The following is an 11,770-nucleotide window of genomic DNA, read 5'->3' on the forward strand; positions in this document are numbered from 1 at the left end:
CTCAGTAGGCGCCGCGCCCGTCCAGCACAGCCCGAACCGTACGAGCCATGACCGTCATGTCCCAGGCCCACGACCAGTTGTCGACGTAGCGCAGATCGAGCGAGACGGTCTCGTGCCAGGACAGGTCCGACCGTCCGCTCACCTGCCACAGTCCCGTGAGACCGGGTTTGACGCTCAGTCGGCGCATCTCCACCCGGTCGTAGCGGGCGACCTCCTCGGGCAGCGGCGGGCGGGGGCCCACCAGCGACATATGGCCGAGCAGGACATTGGCCAACTGGGGCAGCTCGTCCAGCGAGTAGCGGCGCAGGAAGCGCCCGGCGGACGTGACGCGCGGGTCGCGGCGCAGCTTGAACATATGGCCGTCGTGTTCGTTCGCCGCCGCGAGGTCGTCCTTCATCCGGTCCGCGTCCACGACCATGGTCCGGAACTTCCACATGGGAAACGGCGTCCCGTTACGGCCCACTCGGGTCTGGCGGTAGATGACGGGACCGGGCGAACTCAGCCGCACGGCGAGCGCCAGCAGAGCGAACAGCGGGGCCAGCACCACGAGCAGGACGAGCGAGCCCGACCGGTCCGTGGCGGCCTTCAGCAGCGTGGGCAGGCCGCGGCGCGTCGGCGGTGAGACGTCCAGCAGGGTGAGCCCGGCCGCCGAGGCGATACGGACCCGTCGCCGGGCCACCTCGACGATGCCGGGCAGCACCATGAGCCGGCGGCCCCGGTCGTGCAGGGCCCAGGACAACCGCCGCAGCCGGTCCCCGCACATGTGCCGGCTCGCGGTGACGAAGACCAGGTCGGCGTCGAGCAGTTCGGCCGCGTCCGCCACCGGCGCGGCGCCCTCGTCCGTAGCGGCCGGCGAGTCGATGGGCAGCCGGGCGGGCACGGGGACCCCGGACAGCACGTCACCCTCGCCCAGCACGCAGGCCCCGACCACCACATACCCGTGATCCGTACGCTCGGCGAGCTGCCCGACCACGGCGTCCACGGCCCCGGCCTCACCGAGGACGAGGACGCGTCGCAGCCCTTCGGCCCGCCGGCGTACGGCCAGGATGCGGCGATGGATCGCCTTGCGGCACAGCACGGTCACCGCCAACGACGGGCACAGCGCGGCAAGCTCCGTCGCGGGTGAGCCGCCGAGCCCGGAGACGGTGCGCAGTACGGCGAGCACGCCGAGCAGCACCAGCCAGTCCCGCACGACCGGTCCGGCGGGGGCACCCTCGTCCCAGGCGGAGGGCGCGTATCGCCGGGCGGCGAGGCCCACGAGCAGCCAGACGAGCGTGACGGCCAAGGCCTGGTACACGGGGCGGGCCGTACCGATCACCGAGAGAGCCACTGCGGTCGGCAGCGCCGTTCCCGCCGCGTCGGCGCCGACCGGTACGTACCACCCGTCCGCCGGGCTCGTACGCATGGCTGGCGGATGCGGCGTGAGGGGAACTGCCCGCCCTGACACCGTGCTGGTGGACTGCCGCATGGTTCTCCCTGTGACCCCGGCCCTCGGCGAAGACATGGGGCGCCGCCGCATCGGATGATCAGCGCACGCCCCGTGAGGGTTATATCAACCTTTTTTAAATGTATGTCCTATTTGCGTTACGCACCGTCAGGCGTGGCGGCACTCAGCCTTTCCGGTGCTCTACGCCCCGGACGGCCTAGGCCGAGCCAGCCCTGGGAGTGGCGTTCATCGGATTGTGCAATTGATCAGATGCCCGGCGGTGGATGCGTGTCAGTCCGGGCGAACTCCGGTACCTCCAGAGCAAGAAGGAGCAATCGTTGTGCGAGTAAGCACCCGAACAGCCACACGGTCGACCCGAGCGAGATGGACGGCCCGCGGCATCGGCCTCGGCCTGACCACGGCCCTGGCGGTCACCTTGGGCGCCGGCCCGGCGTCGGCCGCGGCGGTGAACCCCGTCTTCGTTCCGGGCAACCCGGCACTCTCGTGTCCCAACGGCGCGGAGGGGTTCAGGCTCCCTGAGAATGACGGCGACCCGGTTGTGGACACCACCGTGCCGGTCACCGTTGGCGCCGAGAGCGGCACGGTTATCGTCGACTTCAGCGACGACCTCAGGTTCGTCAGCTTCGACACGACTGGCAACCTCGCGATCCGCCAGGTCACCGTCAAGGGCGGGGACAACGCCAACCGGTACATCTACGACGCCAACTCCACGCCGAGCTTCCCTGACGGCATCGCTCAGGACAGCGACCTCGTCTCACCGCTCAACATGGGCGGCCAGATCCCCACGATCAGCCACGTCGACTTCTGCGTCATCGAGGGAGACGGCAGCTGACCTAGGCACCGGTGCTTCCGGCACCGAACGGCAAAGGGGCCCGTACGACCGAAGTCGTACGGGCCCCTTCAGGAGCTCAGCTCAGGCTGGAGCTACCAGGTCAGATCAACAAGCTCACTTGTTGATCTTGGTGACCTGGCCGGCGCCCACGGTCCGGCCACCCTCACGGATGGCGAACTTCAGGCCCTCTTCCATGGCGACGGGCTGGATGAGCTCCACCTTCATCTCGGTGTTGTCACCCGGCATGACCATCTCGGTGCCCTCGGGGAGGGTCACCACGCCGGTCACGTCCGTCGTACGGAAGTAGAACTGCGGACGGTAGTTGTTGAAGAACGGCGTGTGGCGGCCACCCTCGTCCTTGGACAGGATGTAGGCCTGCGCCTCGAACTCGGTGTGCGGGGTGACCGAGCCCGGCTTGATGATGACCTGGCCGCGCTCGACGTCCTCGCGCTTGATGCCACGGAGGAGCAGACCGACGTTCTCACCGGCCTGGCCCTCGTCGAGCAGCTTGCGGAACATCTCGATGCCGGTGACCGTGGTGGTGGTCTTCTCCTGCTTGATGCCCACGATGTCAACGGTCTCGTTGACCTTCAGGACACCACGCTCGATACGGCCGGTGACGACCGTACCGCGACCGGTGATCGTGAAGACGTCCTCGATCGGCATCAGGAACGGCTTGTCGACGTCACGCTCGGGCTGCGGGATGTTCTCGTCCACGGCCTTCATGAGCTCGAGGACGGTGTTGCCCCACTCCTTGTCGCCCTCAAGGGCCTTGAGCGCCGAGACCTTGACGACCGGCAGGTCGTCGCCCGGGAACTCGTACTCGGAGAGCAGCTCACGAACCTCGAGCTCGACGAGCTCCAGGATCTCCTCGTCGTCCACCATGTCGGCCTTGTTCAGGGCGACGACGATGTACGGAACGCCGACCTGGCGGGCCAGGAGCACGTGCTCCTTGGTCTGCGGCATCGGGCCGTCGGTGGCGGCGACCACGAGGATGGCGCCGTCCATCTGGGCAGCACCGGTGATCATGTTCTTGATGTAGTCCGCGTGACCGGGGCAGTCGACGTGGGCGTAGTGACGCGTCTCGGTCTGGTACTCGACGTGCGCGATGGAGATGGTGATACCGCGCTGACGCTCCTCAGGAGCCTTGTCGATCTGGTCGAAGGCCGAGGCCTCGTTCAGGTCCGGGTACGCGTCGTGCAGCACCTTGGTAATGGCGGCCGTGAGGGTCGTCTTACCGTGGTCGATGTGACCGATGGTGCCGATGTTGACGTGGGGCTTAGTCCGCTCGAACTTCGCCTTCGCCACGGGGTCCTCCTGTGGAGTGGTTCTGAACGCCTTGCTTCATCGGCGCCAGGTGATCTTTGCTGGAAAGCCCGGGCCCCGGGGCATTCCGACCGCTATTGCGGTGGAATGCCCCCTGAGGCTCCGGAGTCAAGCCTAAAGCGTGTGAACGCGGAGCGTTACTCGCCCTTGGCCTTCGCGATGATCTCCTCGGCGACGTTCCGCGGAACCTCGGCGTAGGAGTCGAACTGCATGGAGTAGCTGGCACGGCCGGACGTCTTGCTGCGCAGGTCGCCGACGTAACCGAACATCTCCGAGAGAGGCACGAGGCCCTTCACGACGCGGGCACCCGCCCGCTCCTCCATGGCCTGGATCTGGCCACGGCGGGAGTTGATGTCGCCGATGACCTCACCCATGTAGTCCTCGGGCGTGGTGACCTCGACGGCCATCATCGGCTCAAGGAGCACGGGGGACGCCTTGCGCGCGGCCTCCTTGAAGGCCTGCGAACCGGCGATCTTGAACGCGAGCTCGGAGGAGTCGACCTCGTGGTAGCCACCGTCGATGAGCGTGACGCGGACGCCCGTCATCTCGTAGCCCGCGAGGATGCCGAACTGCATGGCCTCCTGGGCACCGGCGTCGACCGAAGGGATGTACTCCTTCGGGATACGGCCACCGGTGACCTTGTTCACGAACTCGTACGAGGCGTCGCCGCCCTCGATCGGCTCGATCGCGATCTGCACCTTGGCGAACTGGCCGGTACCACCAGTCTGCTTCTTGTGCGTGTAGTCGACGCGCTCGACGGCCTTGCGGATCGTCTCGCGGTAGGCGACCTGCGGCTTGCCGACGTTGGCCTCGACCTTGAACTCACGGCGCATACGGTCGACCAGCACCTCGAGGTGCAGCTCGCCCATACCACCGATGATGGTCTGGCCGGTCTCCTCGTCCGAGTGAACCTGGAAGGAGGGGTCCTCCTCCGCGAGACGCTGGATGGCGACACCCAGCTTCTCCTGGTCACCCTTGGACTTGGGCTCGATGGCGACCTGAATGACCGGCGCCGGGAAGTCCATGGACTCCAGGATCACCGGGTTCTTGTCGTCGGACAGCGTCTCACCGGTGGTGGTCTGCTTCAGGCCCATGACGGCGATGATGTCGCCGGCGCCCACCGAGTCGATCTCCTCACGCTTGTTCGCGTGCATGCGGTAGATCTTGCCGATGCGCTCCTTCTTGCCCTTGACGGAGTTCAGCACGGCGGTGCCGGACTCCAGGCGGCCCGAGTAGACCCGGACGAAGGTGAGCTTGCCGAGGTGCGGGTCGCTCATGATCTTGAACGCCAGCGCGGACAGCGGCTCGTCGTCGGACGGCTTGCGCTTGACGACCAGCTCGGGGTCCTTCACGTCGTGGCCCTCGATGGCCTCGACGTCGAGCGGGGTCGGCAGGTAGCGCACGACCGCGTCGAGCAGGGGCTGGACGCCCTTGTTCTTGAACGCGGTGCCACAGAACACCGGGGTGACCGTGGTGTCGCTGGACTTGCCGGACGCGATGGTGATGCGACGGATCGCGGCGTACAGCTGCTCCTCGGTGGGCTCCTGGCCCTCCAGGTACAGCTCCATGATCTCTTCGTCGTTCTCGGCGACGCCCTCGATCAGCTTGCCGCGGTACTCCTCGGCAGCCTCGGTGTGCGTGGCCGGGATGTCGACGACGTCGTACATCTCGCCCTTGGCGGCCTCGGCGGACCACACGAGCGCCTTCATGCGGACCAGGTCCACGACGCCCTTGAAGTCGGCCTCGGCGCCGATCGGAAGCTGCATGACCAGCGGCTGGGCGCCCAGGCGGTCCGAGATCATGTCCACGCAGCGGTGGAACTCGGCGCCGGTACGGTCCAGCTTGTTGACGAAGCAGATACGCGGCACGCCGTAACGGTCGGCCTGACGCCACACCGTCTCGGACTGCGGCTCGACACCGGCGACACCGTCGAACACCGTCACGGCACCGTCGAGCACACGCAGGGAGCGCTCCACCTCGACGGTGAAGTCGACGTGCCCCGGGGTGTCGATGATGTTGATCGTGTAGTCGTTGTCCTCGAGCGGCCAGTGACAGGTGGTCGCAGCAGACGTGATCGTGATGCCACGCTCCTGCTCCTGCTCCATCCAGTCCATGGTGGCAGCGCCGTCGTGGACTTCACCGATCTTGTAGCTGACGCCGGTGTAGAAGAGGATCCGCTCGGTGGTGGTCGTCTTGCCCGCGTCGATGTGGGCCATGATCCCGATGTTGCGGACCTTGGCCAGGTCAAGTGAAGTGGTAGCCATAAGGCTTCAGTCTTCTCTCGGTCTCGATGTGGGTAGCGACTACCAGCGGTAGTGCGCGAAGGCCTTGTTGGACTCGGCCATCTTGTGCGTGTCCTCGCGCTTCTTCACAGCGGCACCGAGGCCGTTGGAGGCGTCGAGAAGCTCGTTGAGCAGACGCTCGGTCATGGTCTTCTCGCGACGGGCGCGGGAGTAACCGACCAGCCAGCGCAGCGCGAGCGTGTTGGCACGACCGGGCTTGACCTCGATCGGAACCTGGTACGTCGCACCACCGACACGGCGGGACTTGACCTCGAGGGTCGGCTTGATGTTCTCCAGCGCGCGCTTCAGCGTGATGATCGGGTCGTTGCCCGTCTTCTCACGCAGACCTTCCATGGCGCCGTAGACGATGCGCTCGGCGGTGGAGCGCTTGCCGTTCAGCAGCACCTTGTTGATGAGCGACGTCACCAGAGGAGAACCGTAGACCGGGTCGATGATGACCGGGCGCTTCGGGGCGGGGCCCTTACGAGGCATTCTTACTTCTCCTTCTTGGCGCCGTAGCGGGAACGGGCCTGCTTGCGGTTCTTGACACCCTGGGTGTCGAGGGAGCCACGGATGATCTTGTAGCGAACACCCGGCAGGTCCTTCACACGGCCGCCGCGCACGAGCACGATGGAGTGCTCCTGCAGGTTGTGTCCCTCACCCGGAATGTAAGCGGTGACCTCGATCCCGCTGGTCAGACGCACACGCGCGACCTTACGCAGGGCCGAGTTCGGCTTCTTCGGGGTGGTCGTGAACACACGCGTGCAGACGCCACGACGCTGAGGGGAACCCTCGAGTGCGGGCGTCTTGTTCTTCTCGACCTTGTCCTGCCGGCCCTTACGGACCAGCTGCTGGATCGTAGGCACTACTTCTCCGGTTTCTGTGTGCCGATGGGTACAGCTAACCTGGAACGTCGCCGACCCACGCGGTCGGGTGTGTCGAATCCGGCGGATTCCCGCCGCGAGGCGAAAAGAGCACAGATTACGGTGGCCGCTCACAGCTCGCTATGCGGTTGAAGGCACGCACGAGAGCCAGGGCACACCCCAGGCACAAGGTCTGAGCGTACCTACCTCAAACGCTACGGTCAAAACAAATGGGCTTCGCCCGCATCGCCATACGGCCGATGTCAAGACCACACGACGTGTTCGATCTTCGAATCGGCGATTCGAGCACATCGCAGCACCTCCCGGACCACCTCGCGCCGGCCTAGGCCGACACCGCGGCGGCCACGAGCATCAGCGTCAGCAACACCGCCCAGCCCGCGGTCGACAGCCACCCGAGCACCAGCCCGGTCAGGGCGAGCGCGTCACCGCCCTCCCCGCTGCGCCGTATCTCGGAACGGGCCGAGTGCCCCAGCACGACCGCCGGAATCCCGGTCAGCCCGAAACTCACCAGACACAGCACTCCGCAGACGGCGGACCCCACCGCCTTGCCGTTGACCTGCGGCCGGGCCACCGGCAGAAAGGCCCGCGGCACCGGCGTCACGGGCACCGGCAGCGGCATCGGCCCCTGGGGAAGGTCGGCGACCAGCAGAGCCAGCTCGCCCACCGTACGAGCCGCATAGGCCCGCTCGATCCGCTGATCGAACTCGCCCTTCTCCAGCCGCCCCTCACCGAACCCCGCCCTGAGCACATCCACGGCCCGCTCACGGTCGGCATGCGAGGCGAGCATCACCGATCCACCCCAGGCCGGCCACGCCTGCGGCCCAGGAGCGCCCTGCCACCTCAACGGCGCCTGACCCCCCTGCCACGGCTGCGGAGCACCGCTCCCCTGCCACGACGGATGTGTCATGGAGCACCTCCCCCGTACTGGTCGGAGTCCTTCCATGATGCGCCGGACGGGCGTTGTCGGCATCGGGGTGCTACCCGGAGATTCCCCGGAGGCGCCCCCGGGAGACGTCCGGGGACGCCGAAGGGCGGCCACCCCAAAGGTGACCGCCCTCGACCATGCCTGAGTCAGGCTGCTGCTCGCTTACTGGTTGTACGGACCGTAGTCGTAGTCCTCCAGCGGAACGGCCTGGCCGGAGCCCGTGCCGAACGGCGAGTAGTCGATGTCGTCGTAGCCGACGGCCGAGTACATCGCGGCCTTGGCCTCCTCGGTCGGCTCGACCCGGATGTTGCGGTAGCGGGACAGGCCCGTACCGGCCGGGATGAGCTTACCGATGATGACGTTCTCCTTGAGGCCGATCAGGGAGTCGGACTTGGCGTTGATCGCCGCGTCCGTGAGGACCCTGGTCGTCTCCTGGAAGGACGCCGCCGACAGCCAGGACTCCGTGGCCAGCGAGGCCTTGGTGATACCCATGAGCTGCGGACGACCGGAGGCCGGGTGACCGCCCTCCTGGACCACACGACGGTTCTCGGTCTCGAACTTCGAGCGCTCGACCAGCTCGCCGGGCAGCAGCTCGGCGTCGCCGGACTCGATGATCGTCACGCGGCGCAGCATCTGCCGGATGATGATCTCGATGTGCTTGTCGTGGATCGACACACCCTGCGAGTTGTAGACCTTCTGGACCTCGCCGACAAGGTGGACCTGGACGGCACGCTGGCCCAGGATGCGCAGCACGTCGTGCGGGTTGGTGGCACCCACGGTGAGCTTCTGACCCACCTCGACGTGCTCGCCCTCGCTGACCAGGAGTCGGGCACGCTTCGAGATCGGGTACGCCGTCTCGTCGCTGCCGTCGTCCGGGGTGACGACGATCTTCTTGGTCTTCTCGGTCTCCTCGATCCGCACGCGGCCGGTGGCCTCGGAGATCGGGGCGACACCCTTCGGGGTACGGGCCTCGAAGAGCTCGACGACACGCGGCAGACCCTGGGTGATGTCGTCACCGGCCACACCACCGGTGTGGAAGGTACGCATCGTCAGCTGGGTACCGGGCTCACCGATGGACTGGGCGGCGATGATGCCGACCGCCTCACCGATGTCGACCAGCTTGCCGGTGGCGAGCGAACGGCCGTAGCACATGGCGCAGGTGCCGACGGCGGACTCACAGGTCAGGACCGAGCGGGTCTTGACCTCCTCGACGCCCGCGCCGACGAGGACGTCGATGAGGACGTCACCGAGGTCGACGCCCGCCGGGGCGAGGACCTTGCCGTCCACGACGATGTCCTCGGCGAGGCAGCGCGCGTACACGGACGTCTCGGCGTTGTCCGCCTTGCGCAGGACGCCGTCGGCGCCACGCTCGGCGATGGCCAGCTTGAGGCCACGGTCGGTGCCGCAGTCCTCCTCGCGAATGATGACGTCCTGGGAGACGTCGACCAGACGACGGGTGAGGTAACCCGAGTCGGCGGTACGCAGAGCGGTGTCCGCCAGACCCTTACGGGCACCGTGCGTGGAGATGAAGTACTCCAGCACGGACAGACCCTCACGGAACGACGCCTTGATCGGACGCGGGATCGTCTCGTTCTTCGCGTTCGACACCAGACCACGCATACCGGCGATCTGACGCATCTGCATCATGTTGCCTCGTGCACCCGAGTTCACCATCATGAAGATCGGGTTGGTCTTCGGGAAGTTGTCGTTCATCGCCTCGGCGACCTCGTTGGTCGCCTTGGTCCAGATCGCGATGAGCTCCTGCGTGCGCTCGTCCTTGGTGATCAGACCGCGCTCGTACTGCTTCTGGACCTTCTCGTCCTGCGCCTCGTAGCCCTTGACGATCTCCTTCTTCGCCTCGGGAACGACGACGTCGGAGATGGCGACGGTGACACCGGAACGGGTGGCCCAGTAGAAGCCGGACGCCTTCAGGTTGTCGAGCGTCGCCGCCACGATGACCTTCGGGTAGCGCTCGGCGAGGTCGTTGACGATCTCGGAGAGCTGCTTCTTGCCGACCTCGTAGTCGACGAACGGGTAGTCCTCGGGCAGCAGCTCGTTGAAGAGCGCACGGCCGAGCGTGGTCTTCAGACGGAAGCTGTCACCCTGCTGCCACTCCGGCTCGCCCTCCTCCTGCGCCGGCGGGGTCCAGCCGCGCGGCGGGATGGTGCCGACCGGGAAGCGGATGTCGATCTTCGACTGGAGCGAGAGCTCGCCCGCGTCGAAGGCCATGATCGCCTCGGCCACGGACGAGAAGCCGCGGTCCTCACCCTTGATGTCCCGCATCTCACCGTCGGTGGTGAGGAAGAACAGACCGAGGACCATGTCCTGGGTCGGCATCGTCACCGGACGGCCGTCTGCGGGCTTGAGGATGTTGTTCGAGGACAGCATCAGGATGCGGGCCTCGGCCTGCGCCTCCGCGGACAGCGGCAGGTGCACGGCCATCTGGTCACCGTCGAAGTCCGCGTTGAACGCGGTGCAGACGAGCGGGTGGATCTGGATGGCCTTGCCCTCGACCAGCTGCGGCTCGAAGGCCTGGATGCCGAGGCGGTGCAGGGTGGGCGCACGGTTCAGCAGAACCGGGTGCTCGGCGATGACCTCTTCGAGGACGTCGTACACGACCGTGCGGCCGCGCTCCACCATGCGCTTGGCGCTCTTGATGTTCTGCGCGTGGTTCAGGTCGACCAGGCGCTTCATCACGAACGGCTTGAAGAGCTCCAGCGCCATCGCCTTGGGCAGACCGCACTGGTGCAGCTTCAGCTGCGGACCGACGACGATCACGGAACGCGCGGAGTAGTCCACACGCTTGCCGAGCAGGTTCTGACGGAATCGACCCTGCTTACCCTTCAGCATGTCGCTGAGGGACTTCAGCGGACGGTTACCGGGACCGGTGACCGGGCGACCACGACGGCCGTTGTCGAACAGCGCGTCGACGGCCTCCTGGAGCATGCGCTTCTCGTTGTTCACGATGATCTCGGGCGCACCGAGGTCGAGAAGGCGCTTCAGTCGGTTGTTGCGGTTGATCACACGGCGGTACAGGTCGTTCAGGTCGGAGGTCGCGAAGCGGCCACCGTCCAGCTGCACCATCGGGCGAAGGTCCGGCGGGATGACCGGCACGCAGTCGAGCACCATGCCCTTGGGGCTGTTGCTGGTCTGCAGGAAGGCGGAGACGACCTTGAGCCGCTTCAGGGCACGGGTCTTCTTCTGGCCCTTACCGGTGCGGATGATCTCGCGGAGCCTCTCGGCCTCCTCGTCGAGGTCGAAGGACTCCAGGCGCTTCTGCAGCGCCGCGGCACCCATCGAACCGTCGAAGTACGTGCCGAAGCGGTCACGCAGCTCGCGGTAGAGGAGCTCGTCGCCCTCCAGGTCCTGGACCTTGAGGTTCTTGAACCGGGTCCACACCTCGTCCAGGCGGTCGATCTCGCGCTGCGCACGGTCGCGCAGCTGCTTCATCTCACGCTCGGCACCCTCGCGCACCTTGCGGCGCACGTCGGCCTTGGCGCCCTCGGCCTCCAGCTCGGCCAGGTCGGTCTCGAGCTTCTTGGCGCGGGCCTCCAGGTCGGCGTCCCGGCGGTTCTCGATCTGCTGACGCTCGACGGAGACATGCGCCTCCAGCGAGGGCAGGTCACGCGTACGGCGCTCCTCGTCGACGTACGTGATCATGTACGCCGCGAAGTAGATGACCTTCTCCAGGTCCTTCGGGGCGAGGTCGAGCAGGTAGCCCAGCCGCGACGGAACGCCCTTGAAGTACCAGATGTGCGTGACGGGAGCGGCCAGCTCGATGTGGCCCATCCGCTCACGGCGCACCTTGGCGCGGGTCACCTCGACGCCGCAGCGCTCACAGATGATGCCCTTGAAGCGGACACGCTTGTACTTGCCGCAGTAGCACTCCCAGTCCCGGGTCGGACCGAAGATCTTCTCGCAGAAGAGTCCGTCCTTTTCGGGCTTGAGGGTGCGGTAGTTGATGGTCTCGGGCTTCTTGACCTCGCCGTGGCTCCACTGACGGATGTCGTCAGCGGTGGCCAGACCGATCCGGAGCTCATCGAAGAAGTTGACGTCGAGCACTATGCGTCAATC

At 66.6% G+C, this 11,770-nt stretch carries 8 protein-coding genes; 1 reads left to right on the forward strand and 7 read right to left on the reverse strand.

All coding sequences use genetic code 11. The features are described 5' to 3' along the window. Position 1 precedes the first annotated feature (1 nt). Positions 2–1,405: a sugar transferase gene (locus ACZ4UU_RS20980; RefSeq protein WP_471904887.1), complete on the reverse strand. Its 1,404-nt coding sequence runs from the start codon at positions 1,403–1,405 to the stop codon at positions 2–4. Between the two features lie 592 nt (positions 1,406–1,997). Between ACZ4UU_RS20980 and ACZ4UU_RS20985 the strand changes: the two genes are divergently transcribed. After that, on the forward strand, positions 1,998–2,279 hold the full coding sequence (locus tag ACZ4UU_RS20985; protein ID WP_471904888.1) for a hypothetical protein: 282 nt from the start codon (positions 1,998–2,000) through the stop codon (positions 2,277–2,279). A 114-nt stretch (positions 2,280–2,393) separates the two neighbouring features. On the opposite strand, the gene tuf is transcribed toward ACZ4UU_RS20985, so the two are convergent. The 6 genes from tuf to ACZ4UU_RS21015 all read right to left on the reverse strand — a co-directional run bounded on the left by tuf (position 2,394) and on the right by ACZ4UU_RS21015 (position 11,758). Further along, positions 2,394–3,587, reverse strand: coding sequence for an elongation factor Tu (gene tuf / locus ACZ4UU_RS20990; RefSeq protein ID WP_030046358.1), 1,194 nt, complete (start codon positions 3,585–3,587; stop codon positions 2,394–2,396). A gap of 155 nt (positions 3,588–3,742) precedes the next feature. Beyond that, complete coding sequence (fusA, locus tag ACZ4UU_RS20995) at positions 3,743–5,869, reverse strand: elongation factor G (protein WP_190073629.1); 2,127 nt, start codon at positions 5,867–5,869, stop codon at positions 3,743–3,745. A 39-nt stretch (positions 5,870–5,908) separates the two neighbouring features. Further along, positions 5,909–6,379, reverse strand: coding sequence for a 30S ribosomal protein S7 (rpsG, locus tag ACZ4UU_RS21000; protein WP_003992340.1), 471 nt, complete (start codon positions 6,377–6,379; stop codon positions 5,909–5,911). A 2-nt stretch (positions 6,380–6,381) separates the two neighbouring features. Next, the gene (gene rpsL, locus ACZ4UU_RS21005) at positions 6,382–6,753 is read right to left on the reverse strand and encodes a 30S ribosomal protein S12 (RefSeq protein WP_003948652.1); all 372 of its coding nucleotides are present in this window, start codon (positions 6,751–6,753) and stop codon (positions 6,382–6,384) included. Positions 6,754–7,093: 340 nt separating this feature from the next. Then, complete coding sequence (locus tag ACZ4UU_RS21010) at positions 7,094–7,558, reverse strand: DUF1707 and DUF4190 domain-containing protein (protein WP_471904889.1); 465 nt, start codon at positions 7,556–7,558, stop codon at positions 7,094–7,096. Between the two features lie 300 nt (positions 7,559–7,858). Continuing rightward, positions 7,859–11,758: a DNA-directed RNA polymerase subunit beta' gene (locus tag ACZ4UU_RS21015; protein ID WP_471904890.1), complete on the reverse strand. Its 3,900-nt coding sequence runs from the start codon at positions 11,756–11,758 to the stop codon at positions 7,859–7,861. Positions 11,759–11,770: the final 12 nt, after the last annotated feature.

It is taken from the genome of Streptomyces sp. NPDC028907 (assembly GCF_055564995.1).